The sequence below is a fragment of the Microbacterium saccharophilum genome (assembly GCF_007992455.1).
Classification (GTDB): Bacteria; Actinomycetota; Actinomycetes; order Actinomycetales; family Microbacteriaceae; genus Microbacterium; species Microbacterium saccharophilum.
Map to the genome: position 1 here is coordinate 93,195 of NZ_BKAH01000001.1, position 20,168 is coordinate 113,362.

A 20,168-nucleotide genomic window follows, 5' to 3' on the forward strand; every position below is an offset into this window, starting at 1 on the left:
GGCCGGAAGCAACGGGAGGACGCTGTGGGAGCGGGAACGGACGCCGGGTTCACGACGCGGCAGGTGCACATCGGGTCGGATGCCGTCCCCGCCACGCCGCGGGCCCTTCCGATCCACCTGACGGCGGGCTTCACGTTCGGCTCGTTCGACGACGCCGCCGCGCACTTCGGGGTCGGTGACGGCTTCGGCTACACCCGCACCGGCAACCCGACGGTGGATGCCGTGGAACGCAAGCTCGCCTCCCTCGAGGGCGGCGCCGAGGCGCTGCTGCTGGCCAGCGGCCAGGCGGCGCTCACGGTCGCCCTGCTGGGGCTCGTGGCCGCGGGCGAGCACATCGTCAGCTCGACGCACATCTACGAGGGCTCCCGCGGTCTGCTGCTGGACAACTTCGCCCGGCTCGGGATCACCGTGGACTTCGTCGACGACATCGCCGACCCGGACGCCTGGCGGCGCGCCATCCGCCCCACGACGCGCGCGCTGCTGGCGGAGTCGATCGCGAATGCGCGCAACGACGTCCTCGACATCGCCGCGGTGGCGGCCGTCGGCGACGAGCACGGCATCCCGCTCGTCGTGGACAACACGTTCGCGACGCCCTATCTCGTGCGACCTCTCGAGCACGGCGCCGCCGTCGTCGTGCACTCGGCGAGCAAGTTCCTGGCCGGCCAGGGGGCGGTGCTCGGCGGCGTCGTCGTCGACGACGGCCGCTTCGACGCCGCCACGGCCGCCGGACGCTTCCCGCACCTGACGGATGCCGCATCCGGCCCCAGCCTGTGGGAGCGGCACGGCGGACGGGCCCGCATCGCGTACCTGCGGGAGAGCGTCGCGCCTCGCTTCGGACCGACCCCCTCTCCGCTGAACGCCTTCCTCATCGGACAGGGGGTGGAGACGCTGAGCCTGCGCGTGCAGCGGCAGAGCGAGAACGCGCTCGCCGTCGCCCGGTGGCTCCAGGGCCGGCCGGAGGTCGCCCGCGTCGACCACGCCGGACTCGCGTCGCACCCGACGCACGACACGGCACGCCGGTACCTCCGCGGCGGCTTCGGCTCGGTCTTCACGGTCACGCTCCGCGGCGGACTGCCCGCGGCGCGGACGGTCGTCGACGGCCTGCGCGTCATCACGCACATGACGCACCTGGGTGATGTCCGCTCGCTCGTGCTGCACCCCGCATCGACGAGCCACACCCACCGCACGGCGGCGCAGCAGCGCGCGCACGGCGTGGAGCCGGGGACGCTCCGACTGTCGATCGGGATCGAGGACGTCGACGACCTCATCGCCGACCTCGGCCGGGCGCTCGACGCCGTCTCCGCGACCGGAGCGGAGCCCGTCCCGGCGGACCGCGCGGATCCGGTGGTCGCGTGAGCCGTCTCCAGCACTTCGGATGGTTCCTCGCGCGGGGTTTCGGACCGCACGGCTGGGGGCATCCGTACCTCGACTGGAACTACCGCTGGACCGAGCCCACGCTCTACCAGGATGCCGTCCGCGCCCTCGAGCAGGCCGGCTTCGACCTCCTCATCATCGAGGACGCGCCCTCGCTCGGCTCCGCGGAGACGATCGACCTCCGCGTGCGCCAGGCGTTCGGCGGCCCCAAGCTCGACCCGCTGCTCCTCGCGCCGTACCTCTTCGCCGCGACGCGGCACCTGGGGGTCGCGCCCACCGTCAACCCTGCGGCGTACCTGCCGTACACGGCGGCGCGCCAGTTCGCGACGCTGCAGCACCTGAGCGGGAACCGCCTCGGCCTGAACGTCGTCACCGACACCGGGAGCGCGCGGCACTTCGGCGCCGCGCCCCCGCTCGGCCACGACGCCGCGTACGACCGCGCCGAGGAGTGGCTCGGGGGCATCCGGGACCTCTGGCGCAGCTGGCCGGACGACGCGCTCATCGCCGACCCGGCGCGCGGACGCTACGCCGACGGGACCCGCCTGGAGGCCGTCCGCCACCGGGGCGAGCACTTCGCCTTCGACGGTCCGCTGAACTTCGTGCCGTTCACGGACGGCGAACCCGTCATCGTCTCCCCCGGCGGCTCGGGACGCGGACTGGGCTTCGCGGGCCACAACTCCGACATCCAGCTCGCCCTCGCACCCCTGGACGAATCCAGCATCCGCGCGTACCGGGCGAAGATCCACGACGCCGCGCGTGCGGCGGGCCGCCGGCCCGAGGATGTGAAGGTCCTCTTCGCGATCCAGCCGGTGCTCGTGTCCTCGCCGGAGGAGGCCGACCGGCTCGTCGCCGCCTCGGCGCACCCGGATGAGGCGACGCTGCGGCAGATCGCCGAACGTCAGTCCAGCGACCTGGAGACCGACCTCACGGCCCTGGACCTCGACGCGCCGCTGGATACGGCGGTGTTCGGCGAGCACGTGTCGCACGGCAGCATCCGACGACTCGTCGGCGCGCACGCCCCGGACGCGACGCTGCGCGAGATCCTGACGGCGCACGCCCGCCTCGGGCGGCTGAGCGACGGCAGCGGGTTCGTCGGCACGGCGGGCGAACTGGCCGACCGCATCGAGGAGCTCGGGACCTGGGGCAACGACGGCGTGCTGCTGTGGGGCGACCTGCACCCCGTCACGGTGCACCGGATGCTGGACGAGCTCGTGCCGATCCTCCGGCGGCGCGGCATCCTGCGTGCGGAGTACGCCGACGGCGGTCTGCGCGCGAACCTCCGCTCGTTCTGACCACGCAGGCAGAGGCACCCCGGAACCGAACCACGGGTGGGGGCCGGCCGGTCGACCGGCCCCCACCCGCCGTCCTCAGTCCAGGCCGTTCTCCGCGAGCCACGCGCTCGCGATGTCCTCGGGCGACTTCTCGTCGACCTGGGACTGCACGTTCAGCGACACGAGTCCCTCGGGGGTGAGCGCCGCGCTGACGGCGTTGATGACATCGGCGATCTCCTCGGCGATGTCGGCGTTCACGAGCGGGACGACGTTGGAGGCGAGGAACAGCGCCTCGGGATCCTCGAGGACACGCAGCTTCTGCGTTTCGATGCGCGGGTCGGCGGTGAAGACGTTCGCCACGTTGACCGTGCCGGCCACGAGCTCCTCGACGGTCGTGTCGCCCGTTGCCTCGAAGGCGACGTCGACGCCGTAAGTCGCCTTGAGACCCTCGGGCCCGTACGGCCGCTCGGCGAGCTCGGGCGGGCCGCCGAGGGTCAGCGGCACGGAGACGTCCGCCAGGTCGGCGATCGTGGTGAGGTCGTTCTCCTCGGCGAAGGCCTCTGTGACGGTGTACGAGTCCTGGTCGCTGGCGGTCGACTGCTCGAGGACGGTGAGCCCCTCGGGAAGCGCGTCGACCAGGGCGCTGTACACGTCCTCGGGACTGCGCGCCTCGGTCTCCGGGTCGTAGAACTGCAGCAGGTTGCCGCTGTACTCGGGGAACAGGTCGACCTCGCCGCTCTCCAGCGACGGCAGGTAGGCGTCACGCTGGCCGATGTTGAACGAGCGCTCGACCTCGAAGCCGGCGCCCTCCAGCGCCTGCGCGTAGATCTCCGCGACGATCTCGTTGGAGTAGTAGGCCTGCGAGCCGATGACGATCGCGTCGGTCTCGCCGCCGGGCGACGTGGTCTCCTCGGCGAGCGGATCGCTCGTCCCGCAGCCGGCGAGAGCCAGCGATGCGGTGAGGGCGAAGGTCGCGATGCCGAGCACGCGCTTCTTCCGTGCTGTGAACATGTGCGTCTCTCTCTTTCTGTGGTGATGGGGTCAGGCCGGAACCGGACGGCGCCGGGAGGTCTTCGGAGCGGAGTGGCGATCGGATGCCGCACGGACGCCCCGCGGGACGGCGAGCCGCTGCGTGAGGGCGAACAGGCCGTCGACGGCGAGGGCGAGTGCCGCGACGAGCAGCGCGCCCCCCAGCACCATGTCGAACCGGCGGAGCGGGAGGCCCGTGATGATGTACTGCCCCAGTCCCCCGACGTTCACGTAGGCGGCGAGCGTCACGGTCGCGATCACCTGCAGCGTCGCCGCACGGATGCCGCCCACGAGGAGCGGCAGTCCCAGCGGCACCTCGATGCGCCACAGCACCTGCAACTCGGTCATCCCGACGGCGCGTCCGGCGTCGATCGTCGCCCGGTCTATCGCCTCGAACCCCGTGTAGGCGCCTGCCAGGAGCGACGGGATCGCGAGGAGCACGAAGGTGATGACGGCGGCCTCGGGCTTGTGCAGGACGCCGAGGAGGAGCACCAGCAGGATGATGAGCCCGAACGAGGGGACGGCCCGCGCAGCCCCGGAGAGGGCGACGACCGCGTCGCGCCCCCGGCCGGTGTGTCCGACGAGCCAGCCGATCGGGATGGCGATGGCGGCGGCGATGAGCACGGAGATGACGGTGAGCAGCAGGTGCTGGCCGAGTGCCTCCGGGATCGAGTCCGACTTCGACCGGTCCCCGCTCAGCAGCCACGCGATGGCGTCGATGATGAGGTTCATGCCGTGACCTCCGCGCGGACGACTTCCCGCTGCGCCGAGATGCGGGACGTGGCCGTCCGCCGCGTCCAGGGCATGAGGAGGCGACCGAGCAGGACGAGGGCGAGGTCGATCAGGAGGGCGATGAGGCCCACCGCGACGAGACCCGCGACCACCTCCGGGATGATGCGGCGCTGCAGACCGTTCGTGAAGAGGTAGCCGAGGTTGGTGACACCGATGAGGATGCCGACGGTCGCGAGCGCCACGGTGCTGGCGGCGGTCACGCGCAGCCCCGCGAGGATGACCGGCCCGGACAGCGGCAGGTCGACGGCCCAGAACCGGCGCGCCGTGCCGTAGCCGACGGCAGTCGCCGCGAGGCGGACGTCGGGATCGACCGAGGCCAGCCCCTCCGCCACCGACCGCGTCAGCAGGGCCACGGCGTAGATCGTGAGCGCCGTGATGAGGTTCACCTCGCTCGTTGCGCTGATGCCGAACACGACCGGGAGGATGAACAGCAGCGCGAGGGAGGGGATCGTGTACAGGAGCCCCGTGATGCTGAGGATGGTCCCCCGAGCCGCGCGGTAGCGCCACGCCAGCCAGCCCAGCGGCAGGGAGACGAGGAGCCCGAACACGAGCGGCGGCACACTCTGCCGCACGTGCACGAGCGCGAGCTCGACGATCAGGTCGAGGTTGTCGAGGACCCAGTTCACGGGCCTGCTTCCCCGCGCAGGAGCGCTCCCTGCGTGCGCCCGAGGGCGTCGACGACGACGGTGCCGTTCGCCGTCTCCTTCAGGCGCAGCGCGCGCTTGCCGCGATCGGCGCCGATGAAGTCGGCGACGAAAGCGCTCGCAGGCGCCTCGATGATCTCGCTCGGGCTGCCGACCTGCGCGATGGCCGCGCCCTTTTCGAGGATGACGACCTGGTCGCCGAGCAGGAACGCCTCGTCGATGTCGTGCGTGACGAAGACCACGGTCTTGTCGAGCTCACGCTGCAGGCGGCTGACCTCCTGCTGCAGCTCGGCGCGGACGATCGGGTCGACGGCGCCGAACGGCTCGTCCATGAGGAGGATGTTGGGGTCGGAGGCGAGGCCCCGCGCGACGCCGACGCGCTGCTGCTGGCCGCCGGACAGCTGGCTCGGATACCGCTGCGCGAGAGACCGGTCCAGGCCCACGACGTCGAGGAGCTCGAGGGCCCGCTCGCGCGCGGCGCGCCGCGGCGTGCCCTGCAGGAGCGGCACCGTCGCGACGTTGTCGATGACCGAGACATGCGGCAGCAGCCCGCTGTTCTGCATGACGTAGCCGATGCTCCGCCGCAGGCGCACGGCATCCTGGCCCCGGATGGGATCGCCGTCGATGAGGATCTCCCCCGACGTCGGCTCCACCATCCGGTTGATCATCCGCAGCAGGGTCGTCTTCCCGCATCCCGAGGAGCCGACGAAGACCGTCGTCTTGTGCGCCGGGAGCACGAGGCTGAATCCGTCGACCGCCAGCGTGCCGTCGGGGTACTGCTTCGTCACATCGCGGAACTCGATCACGGGCGTCCCTCCCGGAGCCGCTCAGGCCCCACGTGCCACTCAAGCACAGGGTGGGGACACGGGGCACCGGGGTGTAACCCGGCGACACCGTCCGGTAAGGTCCCGTGCCGCCTGCCGGGCGTCAGTCGCGCTGCTCGACGTGCGGCTGCTCGACGGACGCCGGGGTCCCCTTCTCCTCCGCCACGGCGGCCGCGGCGGCGACCGGCGTTCCGGGCTCGTCGCGCCGGCTCTCGCGGGCCGAGGCGATGAGGCTCGCGGCCGTGGCGACCACCATCGAGACGATGATGACGCCGAGCGACATCCAGGTGGAGATGTCGGGCACCCACTCGATGTGCTCCCCGCCGTTGATGAACGGCACCTCGTTCTCGTGCATCGCGTGGAAGATGAGCTTCACGCCGATGAAGGCGAGGATGAACGCGATGCCGTAGTGCAGGTAGCGCAGCCGGTCGAGCAGCCCGCCGAGCAGGAAGTAGAGCTGGCGGAGGCCCATGAGCGCGAAGATGTTGGCCGCGAAGACGATGAAGGCGTTCTGCGTGATGCCGAAGATCGCCGGGATCGAGTCGAGCGCGAAGAGGAGGTCGGTCACGCCGATGGCCGCGAAGACGATGATCATCGGGGTGAACATCTTCTTGCCGTCCACGACCGTGCGAACCTTCGCACCGTCGTACGTGTCGCTGATGTCGACGGTGCGGCGCAGCAGCCGCACGATGAACGTCTCCTGCTTGACGTCCTCGTCGTGGTCGCCGCCGGGGAAGGCCTGCTTCCACGCGGTCCAGATGAGGAACGCGCCGAAGAGGTAGAAGATCGGCAGGAAGTTCTCGATGATCGCGGCGCCCAGCAGGATGAAGATGCCGCGGAGGACGAGCGCGATGATGATGCCGACCATCAGCACCTTCTGCTGGTAGCGGCGCGGCACCGAGAACTGCGACATGATCAGCACGAACACGAACAGGTTGTCGATCGACAGGCTGTACTCCGTGAGCCAGCCGGCGACGAACTGCCCCGCGTACTCGCCGCCTGCGAACATCCACATGAGCCCGGCGAAGACGAGCGCCAGCAGGACGTAGAAGAGCACCCAGAGGGTGGACTCCTTGTTCGACGGGATGTGCGGCCGCTTGATGATCAGCAGCAGATCCGCGATGAGGATGATGAGGAGGACGGCCATGGAGCCGATCTCGAACCAGACGGGGAGGTCCATTCGGGCCTTTCAGGAGGGGTGACGGAACGTCGAAAGTCTCTCCCCCGCAGGACTGCGGCGCGCGCCCGGGGTCTCAGCGACGGAACCCGTGATGACGGACGCGCGAGGTCGGGATACTCCCTCTCGCGCGTCCAAGGATACAGGGGGCGCCGCCGGCCGGCGTCATGAGGTCATGAGACGGTGTGACCGTGGACGACACTCCTGGGGTGAGAGACGATGAGGAGACCATGACCGAGCCGGCCGCGCGCACCGACGCCGCGCTCGTCGCTGCGGCGGCGGGCGGCAGCGACGAGGCGTTCCGCGCACTGTACCGGGCGTACGTGCGGCCGGTGTACTGGCTGGCGCACGGCATCCTCGGCAACGTCGTGGATGCGGAGGACGTCACCCAGGAGACGTTCCTGGCCGCATGGCGGAAGCTGCCCGGGATGGAGCTGGCGGGGGAATCGCTCCTCCCCTGGCTCGCGACGATCTGCCGGTTCCAGTGCGCCAACCGCGTCCGGCGCCTCCAGCGCGACCGCATCCACACGGCGGCTGCGGCCGACGAGACGCTGCCGGCGACGGTGGACGTGGAGGAGCAGGTCATCACGGCGGCGCTTGCCGAGCGGATCCTCGCCGAGGTGTCGGCGCTCAGTCCTCTCGATCAGCAGATCTTCCGGCTGTGCGCCACCGAGGGCTACGCCTATCAGGCGGCCGCCGATCAGCTGGGCGTGTCGCACGGGGTCGTCCGCAATCGTCTCTCCCGCATCCGCACCCAGGTGCGGACCGCCATCGGAACGGAGGGGACATGAACGTCGAGGATGTGACGCTGCCCGAGCTCGCCGACGACCGCGTCGACGAGATGGAGAAGGCGCTGTTCGCCGCGATCGCCGCCGAGCGGGGCGCGCCGGCGGAGCGGCACGCCATCGACGCCCGGCGGCGCGCACGGCGGGGACGCTGGTGGGTCGGCGCTGCAGCCGCGGCGACTGTCGTGATCGTCGCGGCCGTCGTCGGGCCGCAGCTCGGCGGGCTCGGCGGCATCGGCGCGTCGAGCACGGCCGACGAGGCGGGCGCCCCCGAGGCCTGGGACGGAGGGAGCGAGGACGGACGGCTGTCCGGCGTGGATGCCGGCGCGGCAGCGGAGAACGGCGCGGCGTCGGAGGACGGTGCGCAGGCCGACGGCTCCCTCGCACGGGAGATCATCGCGACGGCGTCCGCGTCGGTGCAGGTGGAGGACGCGGCGACGGCGGCCCGGGAGATCGGCGAGGCCGCCGAGCGGGCGGGCGGGTACGTCGAGACGCTCAGTCTCGCGGGCGAGGGGCAGCCCGCCCCGGGTGTCATCCGAGACGGGGGCGACGTCTGGCCATCGCCCTCCGGCTCGTGGATCACGGTGCGGGTCCCCGCCGACGAGCTGACGGCGCAGACGCGCGGGCTCGCGGAGGTCGGGGAGGTGATGGCGTCGCAGCTGGAGCGGCGCGACGTCACGACGCAGGTCGTCGACCTTCGCGCGCGCATCGAGGCGCTCGAGGCATCCGTCACGCGGCTCACGGCTCTCATGGCGGAGGCGACGTCGACGGCCGACCTGCTGTCGGCGGAGAGCGCGCTGGCGCAGCGTCAGGCGGAGCTGGAGTCCTACCAGCAGCAGCTCACGGCGCTCGACGACCAGGTGTCCATGTCGACGCTCACGGTGACGCTGTCCGAGCCGCAGGAGGTCGTGAAGGCCGATCCCGCGGGGTTCGGCGACGGCCTCGCGGCGGGCTGGAACGGTCTCGTGGCGACCGTCAACGGGATCGTCATCGGGCTCGGATTCCTGCTCCCCTGGCTCGTCGTGCTGGCCGGTGCGGCGCTCGTCGTGTGGGCCGTGCGGACGGCGCGGCGCCGGCGGACGGCCGCCGCGAGGGCCTCCGCGACGACGCCGCCGGAGGCCTGAACGCGGACGCGGAGAGCGAGGCGCCACGGAACCGATAGTGTGCAGACAGCGGCGCCCGCAACCCCGGAGGGCTCCCCCTCGAGACAAGAAGACGAATCATGTCGACCGCGGAAACGGCCGAGTTCACGGCATTCGGCCCCTGGGTCGACGACGTCACCGATGCGGCGGGCGTCCCCCGTCTCTACCGCGATTTCCCGCTGGACTTCGCGAAGGCGGAACTGGTGCTGAAAGTGCCGCGGAACATCGCACGACGCGACGCCCATCCCGGCATGGACCTCTACGACGCGCTCCTGATCGTCGACGCGGAGGCGACCACGGTCCTCTCCCGGCAGGACGACACCTACACGACGCGTACGGTGCCGCATGCGGCACTCGTGGCGATCGTGGACTCCGTCCTCCTGCTCGACGGGCGTCTCGTCCTCCACGTCGACGAGGGCGAGCCGCTCGAGATCACCTACAACGGCTCGTCACAGGGCGTGATGAGCCGGCTGGCCACCGTGCTGCGGCGCCTCTCCCCGACGGAGCGCGACGGGTCGTCCGTCGTCGCCTCCGCCGGCCACCCCACCGGCGACATCGGTGCGCTGGACGGCGAGCGGGACTACGCCCTCCTGGGCGCCTGGCGGGAGCTGGCCGGGCGGGAGCCCGCCGTGACGCTGGCAGGCGCCCACGGCTCCCGGCTTCTGCCGCCGGCGGGCGGTCTGGTGGCACGCCTCGTGGACCGGCTGCGACCGAGCATGCTGACGGCCGCGGTCGTGGGGACATCCCCGGACGGATGCCACGTCCTGCACCGCAGAAGGCATGTCGACACCGGGAAGACGACCGACCTCTCCCTCGTTCCACACGTTCCTGTTCCCCCGTCCGACGGCGCGCATCGAGCACCGCGCCCACCCGCGCTTCGCCGACCTGCGCATCATCGAGATCGTCGACGGCGACGCCAGGATCGAATTCGTCGTGCCCGACGGCTCCACGACCGAGGCCACCCTGATCCGCGCCCGTTAGGTTCCCCTCGGCGCACGAAAAAACCCCCGGGAGACCGGGGGTTTTCGTGTTGGTGACCCCAGCGGGATTCGAACCCGCGTTACCGCCGTGAGAGGGCGGCGTACTAGGCCGCTATACGATGGGGCCGTTTCACGCAACCGTTCGATTATGCCATGCCGTCCGCGCCTCGGCCAAATCGAGGCCCGAGCTTGCCTCGACGCCCTCCGGACGCGTTGACTGGGGGCATGCGCGTCACCAAGCACGAACACGCCTGCCTCCGCCTCGAACGCGAGGGGAAGACCCTCATCGTCGACCCCGGATCCTTCACGCTGCCTCTGGCGGACCTGCAGGATCTCATCGGGATCGTCCTCACGCACGAGCACCCCGACCACTGGACGCCCGAGCACCTCGACCGGCTGCTGAAGGCGGCGCCCGGCACCCCCATCTACGGGCCGGCCGGCGTCGCGGCTGCCGCCGCCGGCTTCGACGTCATCACCGTCTCCCCCGGGGAGACGGTCGCACTGGAGCCGTTCACACTGGAGTTCTTCGGCGGGCGGCACGCCGTCATCCATGAGACCATCCCGATCGTGGACAACGTCGGCGTGCTCGTGAACGACGAGTTCTACTACCCCGGCGACTCCTACGCCGTGCCGGAGGGACGGGACGTGCGGCTCCTCGCCGCGCCGGTCGGAGCGCCCTGGCTGAAGATCGGCGAGGCCATGGACTTCGTCCTCGCCGTGGCACCGCGCCGCGCGTTCGGCACGCACGACATGACGCTGTCGCAGGTCGGGCGGGAGATGGGCCGGCAGCGCCTGCGCTGGGCGACGGAGCAGGACGGCGGCGAGTTCGTCGCGCTCGACCCGGGCGAATCCGTCGACCTCTGACCTCCCGACCGACAACGACGGATGCCGCGGGCCCTCAGGGCTCCGCGGCATCCGTCGTCGGTGCGTGGCTCGGTTCAGGCCTCGGCGTCGTGGTCGACCTCGAGGAAGGCGGCGAGCGTGTCGAGAGCCGCCTCCGCGCCGTCGCCCTCCGCCTTCAGGGTCACAACGGTGCCCTGCGTGGCGCCCAGGCCCATGAGGCTCAGGATGCTGCCCGCGTTGAGGTCGGCACCGCCCGGGACAGCGATGGTGACCGGGACGCCGGTCTCCTGCACCTTCTGGACGAAGAGCTTCGCCGGGCGGGCGTGCAGACCCGAGCTGCTCGCGATGGTGGCGGTACGTTCTGCCATGTCGTTCTCCTGTTCGGTTATGCCGCGACCGGGGCGACGACGGCTGCCTCGGCCTGGATGGGGTTCCTGTGGCCGACGAACTTCTTGAGCACGACGATCAGGACCGCTGAAACGACCGTACCCGCCACGAGCGCGACCAGGAAACCCCATACCGGGCCGATCGCGAAGAGGACGAAGATGCCGCCGTGCGGGGCGAAGCTCGTGACGCCGAACCACATGCTGAGCGCCCCCGTGACGGCACCGCCGACCATCGAGGCCGGGATGACGCGCAACGGGTCGGCAGCGGCGAACGGGATGGCGCCCTCGCTGATGAAGGCGGCGCCCAGCAGCCACGCCGCCTTGCCGTTCTCCCGCTCCACGGGAGTGAACAGCGGTCGCGCCAGAACCGTCGAGGCGAGCGCGAGGGCGAGCGGAGGCACCATGCCGGCGCACATGACCGCCGCCATGATGAGGTAGGGCGCTGTGTTGGCGTCCGATCCCGCAGCGAGACCGGTCGTGGCGAAGACGTAGGCGACCTTGTTGACGGGACCGCCGAGGTCGACGCACATCATGAGGCCGAGGATCACGCCGACGCCGATGACGCCGGCCCCGCTCTGGGTGAGCGCCGTGAGGCCGTCCGTGAGCCAGGTCATGAGGGTCGCGATCGGACGGCCGAGGAAGAGGATCATGAGGCCGGATGCCACGATCGACCCGACGAGCGGGATGATCACGACGGGCATGAGCCCGCGCAGCCACCGGGGCACAGACAGGCTGCCGAGCCACCACGCGACGACGCCCGCGAGGAGCCCGCCGATGATGCCGCCGATGAAGCCCGCGTTCATGGTGACGGCGATGGCGCCCGCCACGAAGCCCGGCGCGATGCCCGGCCGGTCGGCGATCGCGAACGCGATGTAGCCGGCGAGGGCGGCGACGAGGAAGCCCATGGACGTGGCGCCGATCATGAACGCGACGGAGCCGAGGTACTGGCCGAGCGGCCCCAGGTCGGACGTGATGTTCTCGGTCGGCAGGTTCCACAGCGAGTTGTCGATGATGACCTTCGCTGCATCGTCGGTGACGCGGTAGCCGCCCAGGAGGAACCCGAGGGCGATGAGCAGGCCGCCGCCGGCGACGAACGGGATCATGTAGCTGACGCCCGTGAGGAGGATGCGCTGGATGCGCGCTCCCCAGGACAGCTGCGCCGAGGAGGTCGTACTCGTCCCCGTGGTCGCGCCGCCGGCGGTCACCCGGGCGGCGGCCGGGTCGGCCGCGGCCGCGACGGCTTCCGCGATGAGCTGGCGGGGCTGCTCGATCCCCCGCTTGACGCCGGAGCGGACGACGGGCTTGCCCGCGAAGCGCCCGAGCTCGCGGACGTCCACGTCGGTGGCGAAGATGACGGCATCCGCATCGTCGATGACCTGCTGCGGCAGCGCCTGGTAGCCGCTGGAGCCCTGCGGCTCGACGGCGAGGTCGACGCCGGCGGCAGCGCCCGCGGCGGTGAGGGCATCGGCGGCCATGAAGGTGTGCGCGATGCCGGTCGCGCACGAGGTCACCGCGACGATGCGCGCCGGCCGGCCGTCGATCGTCGAGCCGTCCGGGACGGTCGCGGGGGCGGCTGTCGTCGCAGACACCGCGGCGGATGCCGGGGCGGCCGGGACGTCCGAGATCGCGCCCCGGACGATCGCGACGACCTCATCGGGGGTCGTCGCGGCGCGGAGGCCGGCGAGGAAGTCCTCGCGCATGAGGCTCCGGGCGAGTGTGGACAGGACGGCGAGGTGCTCCTCGGCCGCCGTGTCCGGCGCCGCGATGAGGAACACGAGGTCGGCTGGTCCGTCCGGTGCTCCGAAGGCGACACCGGGCTTCAGCCGCGCGAACGCGAGGCTGGCCTGCGTCACCGCGGCGCTCTTGGCGTGCGGGATGGCGATGCCGCCCGGGAGCCCGGTCTCGTCCTTCTGCTCGCGCGCCCACGCGTCCTCGGCGAGGGCGGCACCGTCGGTGGCCCGCCCCTCCGCCGCGACGCGGGCCGCGAGGGCGCCGATGACGGCGCGCTTGTCGTCGCCGAGCGACTCGTCGAGGCTGACGAGTGCCGGCGTGATGGTCTCTGCCACGGTGACCTCCAGTGGTCGTTGTCGTTGTCCAGGTCGATGGGTGTCGTCGCGCGGCCGCGCGCCGTCAAGGAGTGAGCGCCCGCACCGGCACGTCGCCGGCGGGCAGGTCTGCGGGGGTGGGTGCCTGCGTGCCGGGGAGCGCGGCGGCGGCCGAGCCGTAGCGGATGCCGGAGCGCACGCACTCCTCGGATCCGGCGCCGGTGACGTGCGCGAGGAGGAACCCGGCGAGCGAGCTGTCCCCCGCCCCGACGGTGCTGCGGACGCGGGTGGGCGGCGGAGCGCCGTGCCAGGCGCCGGTCGCGTCGACGAGCACCGCGCCGGCGCCGCCGAGGGTCACGAAGGCCGCGGCGACCCGCTCGGGCACGAGCGTGCGAGCCAGCGTGTGCACCGCGTCGGCCAGGTCGGCCGATGGGTCGAGGTGGCCGCCGGTGAGCTCGACGAGCTCCTCGTCGTTCGGCTTGATGAGGTCGGGGGCGCCGCCGTCGACGACGGCGCGCAGCGCGGGGCCGGACGTGTCTACGGCGATCCGCGGTGCGCGCTCGCCCCACCGCGCACGCACGGCGCGGATGACGGTCACGTAGAAGTCATCTGGGAGGCCGGGGGGCAGGGAACCGGCCAGAACGACCCACTCGGCGCCCTCCGCCGCGCGGGTGACCGCGGCGACGAGCCGGCCGGCGTCCTCCGCGGACAGCACGGACCCGGGGAGGTTCAGCTTCGTGGTCTCCCCCGCCGGGTCGGTGATCGTGACGTTGGCGCGCGCCACGCCCGCCGTGTCCACCGGGAGCACCGGGATGCCGGTGTGCCGGAGGGCGGAGGCGAACGGGTCCTCCGCATCCAGCGGCAGGACCGCGAGGCTCTCCACGCCCGCGGCGTGCACGACGCGGGTCACATTGATGCCTTTGCCGCCGGCATCCTCCCGGGCTGACAACGCCGCCTGCACGGCACCGCGCTGCAGCGGCTCGGCGAGCGTGATCGTGCGGTCGAGGGACGGATTGGCGGTCAGTGTGACGATCATGCGAGCCACACCTCCGTTCCCGCCTCGTCCAGCGCAGCCGCCAGCGCCGTGGACGGCGCGGCGTCCGTCACGAGGACGTCGATCTCGTCGAGGGCGGCGAAGGAGACGAGGAGCTCTGCGTCGAGCTTGTCGGCGTCGGCGACGAGGACCACGCGGCGCGCGGAGGCGACGATGGCGCGCTTGACCGCGGCCTCGTCCGGATCGGGGGTGCTCACGCCGAAGTCCGCGGAGATCCCGTTGGCGCCGAGAAAGGCGACGTCCGGTCGGAGGTGCCCGATGGCGGCGACCGCCTGGGCCCCGACGGCGGCAGCGGTGAGCCCCCGGACCCGGCCGCCGATGGCGGTGAGATTCACGCCCGCGGCACCGGCGAGGACGTGTCCGATCGTCATGGCGTGCGTGACGACCTCGAGGGGGCGCCCGGAGGGTCGGCCCGCGAGGAGCCGGGCGACCGCCGCGGTGGTCGTCCCTGCGTCGAGGTACACCGAGCCGGTGGCGCCGGAGGCCAGGGCGTCCAGGGCGCGGCGTGCGATGGCCTCCTTCGCCGCGCTGCGGCGTTCCGATCGCTCTGCGAGGGACGGCTCGATCGTGCTGGTGCGCGACGCCACGACGGCGCCGCCGTGCACGCGCTGGAGGACTCCGCGCTCTTCGAGGAGGGCCAGATCGCGTCGGACCGTCTCGGTCGTGACGGCGAACCGGTCGGCAAGCTCCACGACGGCGACCCGACCGTCCGCGACGATGAGCTGCTCGATGAGCTGCTGGCGCTCCATTGCGTACAAGATGACCTCCCGATCGGCAACACAGTACAACACACTGTCAACTATTCGCAATGTTGTTTCTGGTGGCAGTGCGCAAGCCCGAACGGCCCGTGCCGTCGCAGCACCGAGGAGCGCGCGCAGGCGTTTGTAGGATGCCTACAAGATACGGAGGCTCTCTGAATGTGAGACTGAGTGTCACTGATAGACCCGTGCGGCAGGCCCTCAGGAACGTGTGAACACCTGTTAGCTTCAGGGCACTTCCGCGACACAGCCGTCGCGGGCGATCCGTTCGCGGACCGCCGGTGGCGGCGATCCATCCCCGATCACGTGTCGGCCGGCGCCAGCCGGAGTGCCCGCCACGCCTGCCCCGCAGGCGCGAAACAACGGAGTCTCAATGACGAGTACCCACGCACACACCCACGGGTTGGGTATGCGCATCACGGTCATCACCCTCAGCGTGCTGCTGGCGGCGATGACGATCCTCTACTTCCTGACGGCGGCCAAGCTGACCGCGGGCGCCGCGGAACTCGATTCCGGGGCCGCGCGCGCGCAGGCGGGCGCCTCCGACGTCGCCGACGGCGCGAAGCGCCTGGCCGCGGGCGCCTCCGAGCTGACCGCCGGTGCCGCGAAGCTCAAGGACGGGGCGACCACGGCCTCCGACGGCGCCACGAAGCTCGCCGACGGCGCCACGTCCGCCGCCGCCGGCGCCGTCGCCCTGTCCACGGGCGCCCAGACCCTCGCCACGGGCGCCGTCACCCTCGCCGACGGCACCATCGCGAACCGCGACGGTGCCGTGCGGCTGCACGCCGGCGCCACGAAGGCCGCGGGCGGCGCGAGCCAGATCGCCGAGGGTGCCGGACGCCTCTCCGCGGGCATCGACACCGCCAAGGCCGGCATCGACCGCCTCGACTCCGGGGCGGGGACGCTCGCCGCGGGCATGACGTCGGCCTCCGACGGCGGCGCGCAGCTCGCCACGGGCCTCGGCGGCGCCGCAGACGGCGCATCCCAGCTCGCCGCCGGGATCAGCGGCGCGGCGACCGGCGCGCAGAGCGTCAAGTCCGGTGCCGCAGGGGTCGACGCCGGCGTCGCCGGCGCCCTCACCGGCGCGACCACCGCAGCCGCCGGCGCCGTGCCGGTGGCCGCCGGCGCAGCCGACGTCGCCACCAACCTCGGCTCACTCCGCGACCAGATCGCCGGACTCGCCACCATGTTGTCGGCCGACCCCGCGAACGCCACGATCGTCGGCTACCTCCAGAGTTTCGCCGCTGCCGCCGGGAGCATCAAGACCGGGGCGGATGCCGTGAGCGGCGGCGCTGCCCAGGTACGGGACGGCGTCGCCGACCTCCGAGACGGGTTGACGACCCTGAAGACCGGCACCGCGACCCTCAGCGCGGGAGCCTCCGGCGTGTCGACGGGTCTGGACACACTCGCGACGAAGAGCGGCGAACTGGCGACCGGCCTCGCGACGGCCAAGACCAAGTCGGCGGAGCTGTCGGCGGGTCTCGGCAGGCTGAACGCGGGCGCCGCGGAGGTCTCCGGCGGTCTGTCCACGCTCCGCGCGAAGTCGGGTGAGCTGACCTCCGGCGGCACGACGCTCGCCGGCAAGACGAGCGAGCTCGCGAGCGGACTCTCCGAGCTGAACGCGGGCACGCAGCGCCTCAACGACGGCTCGCTCCGTCTCATGACCGGCGCGCAGAATCTCGCCACGGGAGCCGGATCGCTCGCCACGGGTGCGACCTCGCTCGCGGACGGCACCGGCACGCTCGCCCAGGGCGCCGGCAGCCTCGCCACCGGCCTCGGGACACTCTCGACGGGTACCGTGACGCTCGCGGACGGCACGACGCAGCTCGCGGACGGCGCGGGCACGCTCGCCGCCGGCTCGACCGAGCTCAGCGACGGCAACACGAAGATCGCGGACGGCACCGGGCAGCTCGCCGCCGGCACGTCGGGCCTCACCCCGTCGCTGCTGCCGTGGATGTTCGGCGTCGCCATCGCGGGCCTCATCGGCATCGCGCTCTGGATCGCGCACCGCATCGCGCACCGCAACCGCGTGCGCGGCCTCGTCAGCGCCTGACGCGGCACAGCGCACAGAGGGTCCCGGCCGATCGGCCGGGACCTTCTGTGCGTGGAGTGGGAGAGGCTCAGGCCTCGCTCATCGCGATGACCTCGGCCTGGCCGCGCGCGGCGAGGGCCGCGGCGCGCGCGGCGATGCGGCGTGCCTGCTCGGCCTGACCGGCATCCAGCGTCTCCTGGTCGACGGGGTAGCTCTCGACCTTGTTCACGCCGTTGTACTTCTCGATGTAGGCGTCGAGCTCGGGGCCCGAGGTCCACGACGTGATGAGGCAGTAGCGGGGCTCGTCGCCGTAGTGCGCGGCGGCGTGCCAGAGGCGCTGCGTGTCGACGATCAGCTGCGCGCCGGCGGGGAGGGCGATGCGCGTCTCCTCGCTCGGGTCGGTGCGGTTCTCACGGAGGACGAAGTAGCTCGTCTTGTCGTCGGTGAGGTTGAAGAACCCGCGGACCACCCAGCCGGTGCCGTCCGGGTTCAGCCGGTTGTTGTCATCCTGGTGCAGGTTGTAGAGGCAGTCCGCGTAGGTGTTCGGCTGCAGCTCGATGATGCGGCAGCGGCCGACGTTGGCGCCGGGCTCCTGCGCACGCTCGGTGAGCGTGGGGGCCTTCTCGGTCTGCGACGGGATCCACACGCCGTCCTTGTCGGTGCGCGGCGGCTTGTGGTTCCAGAAGCCGTTGCACTCGATCTCGCCCTTGGCGGACGCGAGCGGCGCGAACCGGGTGTCGCCGGAGGACTTCCAGTCGACGTACTCGATGTCGAGCCACTCCTTGGGGTCGATCTCCTTGTTGTAGCGGTCGAGGACGACGTAGCCGGTCTCTTCCAGCGCCGCAGACTTGATGTAACCCATGATCTGAATCATGCCCTTTCGTAGAGGACCAGCACGTTTTTACAGGTCCAACTGCGGCAAGCCTACCGAGGCGTCCTGCGAGGCTTCTGGAGCGCGGCGACTAAACTCGATCGGGTCCGGTGAGGAGCGATTCGGAGCATATGAGCACCGCCACGAATGTCGAAGCGACCGCTGTCAACACGATCGGCTGGCTCTCGGCATCCGACACCACGATCGTCGTCCCGGTGTATCAGCGCCAGTACCGGTGGGACATCGGCGGGTGCGAGCAGCTGCTGGGTGACATCCGCGCCGTCGCCGCGGCGGATGCCGGTCAGACCCACTTCATCGGCTCGATCCTCTCCACGGCGAGCACCTCCGATGAGGATGACGCGCAGCTCGTGCTGATCGACGGCCAGCAGCGCATCACGACGCTCATGCTCCTCGTGGCGGCCCTGCACCACACGCTGCAGGGGGACGATCCGGCGACGGCCGCCGAGCTCGAACGGGTCCTCGTGCGCACCGACGACCCGGCACGCACGAAGCTGCGCCCCCACCGCGCGTGGGCGGACGTATTCGAGAGCGTGGTGCTGGGCGACCGCTCCCCCGCCCGCGAGGAGCGCGCGTCGCGGTTCGACGACAACTACGCCTTCTTCCGCAGCCAGATCCGCCCGGGCGAAGCGGCGCACATCTGGCGCGGCCTGCAGAAGCTCGAGCACGTGTCGATCACGCTCGGCGCGGAGGCGAACGCGCAGCAGATCTTCGAGAGCCTGAACTCCACCGGCGAGCCGCTCCGCGACCACGAGCTGATCCACAACTACGTCCTGATGGGCCTCTCGCACGCCGAGCAGAGCGAGATCGAGGAGCAGTTCTGGCTGCCCATCGAGCGCAACACCGGCGAGCAGATCGGCGGCTTCTGGCGCCATTACCTGGTCATGCTGACGGGGCGCGAGGTGACCGTCACCGGGGAGCGCGGGGTCTACGACGCGTTCCGGCACGAGTTCCCGCGTCTTGACGTCGAGACGCTCCGGGAGCGGGCGACGCAGTGGCGGGAGTTCTCCGAGATCTACCGCCTGCTCCTGGAGCCCGGCGAGGCTCCGGACGCCGAGGTCGGACGCCAGTTCGGCTACCTCAACACGTTCGGGCGCGGCATGTATCCGCTCGTCATGCGGCTCTACCGCGACCACCGGCACGGCGTGCTGGGAGTCGACGAGCTGATCTCGGCCCTCGAGCACCTCCAGTCGCTGCTGCTGCGGAGGAAGATCGTCGGGATCTCCACCGACCGCCTCGTCGCCCGGCTGTGCCGCGCGATGGATGACGGTCGCGACGCGCTCGTCCGGGCGATCGCGCGCATCACCCCCTCGGACGAGCGCGTGCGCGTGGGGCTCAAGTACGGCGACCTGCCGCACGCGCCGTACGTCCTCGGGCGGCTGTCGGGGGTCGACGAGGTCGAGGGGCTCGACGTGGAGCACGTGTTCCCGCTCGCGCCGCCGGATGACTGGAGCGGCGACGGCGCGCGGCGCTGGGCCGAGTACACCGACGACGAGCAGAACAGCCACCGCGCGCTCGCGCAGACGCTCGGCAACCTCGCGCTCCTGGAGGAGGGTCTCGCCGACCGGGCGCTGGATGCATCGTTCGCCGTGAAGCGCGACCTGTACGCCCGGAGCCGCGTCGTCCCGACCCGCGAGCTGGCCGACGTCGAGGCGTGGGGCACGGCGGCCATCGCCGCCCGCACCGAGCACCTCACCGACCTCTTCGTGCGGGTCTGGGAACGACCGGCCGTCGTGAGCATCGACGACGACAACCTCACCCCCGTGCTGGATGCCAAGCGCCGCCGCGGCTGGCCGCGCGGGTGGCAGCGGGAGTTCGACTACGTCGAGTACCGCGGCGAGCACTGGGAGGTCAAGGACGTCAAGTACCTCTTCAACCGCATCTTCAAGCGGCTCTGGGCCGACTCCCGGCAGAGCGTCGTCGACTTCAGCGCGCGTCGTGGCGGACCGGTCTATCCCGCGATGGCGTGGAACGGCGCGTGGGATGAGATCGCCGAGGGCCAGTATCTCTACATGGGCTGGGACTCGAAGTACATGCTGACCGCGGTGCAGGGCGTCCTCGACGAGGCGGGCTGGGCGTCGGAGGTGTTCGTCAAGTACTCCTACATCGGCGACGCGATGCGCTGACTGAACCGCGACCGGCA

The 20,168-nt window shown here is 71.6% G+C and carries 18 protein-coding genes and 1 tRNA gene; 8 read left to right on the forward strand and 11 right to left on the reverse strand.

The genetic code is table 11. The features are described from left to right. Positions 1-24 precede the first annotated feature (24 nt). Together MSA03_RS00500 and MSA03_RS00505 are read left to right on the forward strand one after the other, a co-directional pair. Positions 25-1,356 (forward strand): O-acetylhomoserine aminocarboxypropyltransferase/cysteine synthase family protein, encoded by a 1,332-nt coding sequence (locus tag MSA03_RS00500; RefSeq protein WP_051526141.1) that lies wholly within the window; start codon positions 25-27, stop codon positions 1,354-1,356. After that, entirely contained in the window at positions 1,353-2,666 is a 1,314-nt protein-coding gene (locus tag MSA03_RS00505) for an LLM class flavin-dependent oxidoreductase (RefSeq protein ID WP_147049258.1), read from the forward strand. Before MSA03_RS00500 ends, MSA03_RS00505 begins: the two co-directional genes overlap by 4 nt. Positions 2,667-2,741: 75 nt before the next feature. Here the strand turns inward: MSA03_RS00505 and MSA03_RS00510 are convergent, their stop codons facing one another. The 5 genes from MSA03_RS00510 to MSA03_RS00530 all read right to left on the reverse strand — a co-directional run bounded on the left by MSA03_RS00510 (position 2,742) and on the right by MSA03_RS00530 (position 7,114). Continuing rightward, positions 2,742-3,656 (reverse strand): ABC transporter substrate-binding protein, encoded by a 915-nt coding sequence (locus MSA03_RS00510; protein ID WP_147049259.1) that lies wholly within the window; start codon positions 3,654-3,656, stop codon positions 2,742-2,744. 30 nt (positions 3,657-3,686) lie between these two features. Further along, positions 3,687-4,406 (reverse strand): ABC transporter permease, encoded by a 720-nt coding sequence (locus MSA03_RS00515; RefSeq protein WP_147049260.1) that lies wholly within the window; start codon positions 4,404-4,406, stop codon positions 3,687-3,689. After that, positions 4,403-5,092: an ABC transporter permease gene (locus tag MSA03_RS00520; protein WP_147049261.1), complete on the reverse strand. Its 690-nt coding sequence runs from the start codon at positions 5,090-5,092 to the stop codon at positions 4,403-4,405. The genes MSA03_RS00515 and MSA03_RS00520 overlap by 4 nt, the downstream gene beginning before the upstream one ends. Further along, positions 5,089-5,916: an ABC transporter ATP-binding protein gene (locus MSA03_RS00525; RefSeq protein ID WP_028495403.1), complete on the reverse strand. Its 828-nt coding sequence runs from the start codon at positions 5,914-5,916 to the stop codon at positions 5,089-5,091. Before MSA03_RS00525 ends, MSA03_RS00520 begins: the two co-directional genes overlap by 4 nt. Positions 5,917-6,037: 121 nt before the next feature. Further along, positions 6,038-7,114, reverse strand: coding sequence for a TerC family protein (locus MSA03_RS00530; RefSeq protein WP_147049262.1), 1,077 nt, complete (start codon positions 7,112-7,114; stop codon positions 6,038-6,040). A 227-nt stretch (positions 7,115-7,341) separates the two neighbouring features. On the opposite strand from MSA03_RS00530, the gene MSA03_RS00535 reads away from it, so the two are divergent. The 3 genes from MSA03_RS00535 (at position 7,342) to MSA03_RS00545 (ending at position 10,075) form a co-directional block, all read left to right on the forward strand. After that, entirely contained in the window at positions 7,342-7,902 is a 561-nt protein-coding gene (locus MSA03_RS00535; protein ID WP_028495401.1) for an RNA polymerase sigma factor, read from the forward strand. Continuing rightward, positions 7,899-9,020 carry a DUF4349 domain-containing protein gene (locus MSA03_RS00540; protein WP_147049263.1) on the forward strand — a complete coding sequence of 374 codons (1,122 nt, stop codon included), beginning with the start codon at positions 7,899-7,901 and terminating at the stop codon, positions 9,018-9,020. Before MSA03_RS00535 ends, MSA03_RS00540 begins: the two co-directional genes overlap by 4 nt. A gap of 98 nt (positions 9,021-9,118) precedes the next feature. Next, positions 9,119-10,075: a hypothetical protein gene (locus MSA03_RS00545; protein WP_147049264.1), complete on the forward strand. Its 957-nt coding sequence runs from the start codon at positions 9,119-9,121 to the stop codon at positions 10,073-10,075. Here MSA03_RS00545 and MSA03_RS00550 read toward each other — a convergent pair. Beyond that, a tRNA-Glu gene (locus tag MSA03_RS00550) sits at positions 10,070-10,145 on the reverse strand. The two genes, MSA03_RS00545 and MSA03_RS00550, sit on opposite strands and share 6 nt — an antisense overlap. Positions 10,146-10,243: 98 nt before the next feature. Between MSA03_RS00550 and MSA03_RS00555 the strand changes: the two genes are divergently transcribed. Then, complete coding sequence (locus tag MSA03_RS00555) at positions 10,244-10,882, forward strand: MBL fold metallo-hydrolase (RefSeq protein WP_147049265.1); 639 nt, start codon at positions 10,244-10,246, stop codon at positions 10,880-10,882. Positions 10,883-10,956: 74 nt separating this feature from the next. Here MSA03_RS00555 and MSA03_RS00560 read toward each other — a convergent pair whose 3' ends face one another. The 4 genes from MSA03_RS00560 to MSA03_RS00575 all read right to left on the reverse strand — a co-directional run bounded on the left by MSA03_RS00560 (position 10,957) and on the right by MSA03_RS00575 (position 15,104). Continuing rightward, positions 10,957-11,229 carry an HPr family phosphocarrier protein gene (locus MSA03_RS00560; RefSeq protein ID WP_028495381.1) on the reverse strand — a complete coding sequence of 91 codons (273 nt, stop codon included), beginning with the start codon at positions 11,227-11,229 and terminating at the stop codon, positions 10,957-10,959. A 17-nt stretch (positions 11,230-11,246) separates the two neighbouring features. Beyond that, complete coding sequence (locus MSA03_RS00565) at positions 11,247-13,313, reverse strand: PTS fructose transporter subunit IIABC (RefSeq protein WP_147049266.1); 2,067 nt, start codon at positions 13,311-13,313, stop codon at positions 11,247-11,249. A gap of 64 nt (positions 13,314-13,377) precedes the next feature. Next, a complete protein-coding gene (locus MSA03_RS00570; RefSeq protein WP_028495379.1) occupies positions 13,378-14,328 on the reverse strand; it encodes a 1-phosphofructokinase family hexose kinase in 951 nt (316 codons plus the stop codon). Beyond that, positions 14,325-15,104, reverse strand: a complete 780-nt coding sequence (locus MSA03_RS00575; protein ID WP_147049267.1) for a DeoR/GlpR family DNA-binding transcription regulator — start codon at positions 15,102-15,104, stop codon at positions 14,325-14,327. Before MSA03_RS00575 ends, MSA03_RS00570 begins: the two co-directional genes overlap by 4 nt. 409 nt (positions 15,105-15,513) lie before the next feature. Between MSA03_RS00575 and MSA03_RS00580 the strand changes: the two genes are divergently transcribed. Then, entirely contained in the window at positions 15,514-17,157 is a 1,644-nt protein-coding gene (locus MSA03_RS00580) for a YhgE/Pip domain-containing protein (RefSeq protein WP_170245432.1), read from the forward strand. Between the two features lie 67 nt (positions 17,158-17,224). On the opposite strand, the gene MSA03_RS00585 is transcribed toward MSA03_RS00580, so the two are convergent. Beyond that, positions 17,225-17,998 carry a hypothetical protein gene (locus tag MSA03_RS00585; RefSeq protein ID WP_028495376.1) on the reverse strand — a complete coding sequence of 258 codons (774 nt, stop codon included), beginning with the start codon at positions 17,996-17,998 and terminating at the stop codon, positions 17,225-17,227. A 140-nt stretch (positions 17,999-18,138) separates the two neighbouring features. Here MSA03_RS00585 and MSA03_RS00590 point away from each other — a divergent pair, with 140 nt between their 5' ends. Further along, a complete protein-coding gene (locus tag MSA03_RS00590) occupies positions 18,139-20,151 on the forward strand; it encodes a DUF262 domain-containing protein (protein WP_147049269.1) in 2,013 nt (670 codons plus the stop codon). The last annotated feature ends 17 nt before the right edge of the window (positions 20,152-20,168 follow it).

What these genes read in the sequence shown, in the direction of transcription:
- MSA03_RS00580 (WP_170245432.1), top strand. Translation starts at nt 15,514, where the DNA reads ATGCGCATCACGGTCATCACCCTCAGCGTGCTGCTGGCGGCGATGACG.
- MSA03_RS00570 (WP_028495379.1), bottom strand. Translation starts at nt 14,328, where the DNA reads ATGATCGTCACACTGACCGCCAATCCGTCCCTCGACCGCACGATCACG.
- MSA03_RS00590 (WP_147049269.1), top strand. Translation starts at nt 18,139, where the DNA reads ATGAGCACCGCCACGAATGTCGAAGCGACCGCTGTCAACACGATCGGC.
- MSA03_RS00515 (WP_147049260.1), bottom strand. Translation starts at nt 4,406, where the DNA reads ATGAACCTCATCATCGACGCCATCGCGTGGCTGCTGAGCGGGGACCGG.
- MSA03_RS00545 (WP_147049264.1), top strand. Translation starts at nt 9,119, where the DNA reads ATGTCGACCGCGGAAACGGCCGAGTTCACGGCATTCGGCCCCTGGGTC.
- MSA03_RS00585 (WP_028495376.1), bottom strand. Translation starts at nt 17,998, where the DNA reads ATGGGTTACATCAAGTCTGCGGCGCTGGAAGAGACCGGCTACGTCGTC.
- MSA03_RS00540 (WP_147049263.1), top strand. Translation starts at nt 7,899, where the DNA reads ATGAACGTCGAGGATGTGACGCTGCCCGAGCTCGCCGACGACCGCGTC.
- MSA03_RS00555 (WP_147049265.1), top strand. Translation starts at nt 10,244, where the DNA reads ATGCGCGTCACCAAGCACGAACACGCCTGCCTCCGCCTCGAACGCGAG.
- MSA03_RS00530 (WP_147049262.1), bottom strand. Translation starts at nt 7,114, where the DNA reads ATGGACCTCCCCGTCTGGTTCGAGATCGGCTCCATGGCCGTCCTCCTC.
- MSA03_RS00560 (WP_028495381.1), bottom strand. Translation starts at nt 11,229, where the DNA reads ATGGCAGAACGTACCGCCACCATCGCGAGCAGCTCGGGTCTGCACGCC.
- MSA03_RS00535 (WP_028495401.1), top strand. Translation starts at nt 7,342, where the DNA reads ATGACCGAGCCGGCCGCGCGCACCGACGCCGCGCTCGTCGCTGCGGCG.
- MSA03_RS00510 (WP_147049259.1), bottom strand. Translation starts at nt 3,656, where the DNA reads ATGTTCACAGCACGGAAGAAGCGCGTGCTCGGCATCGCGACCTTCGCC.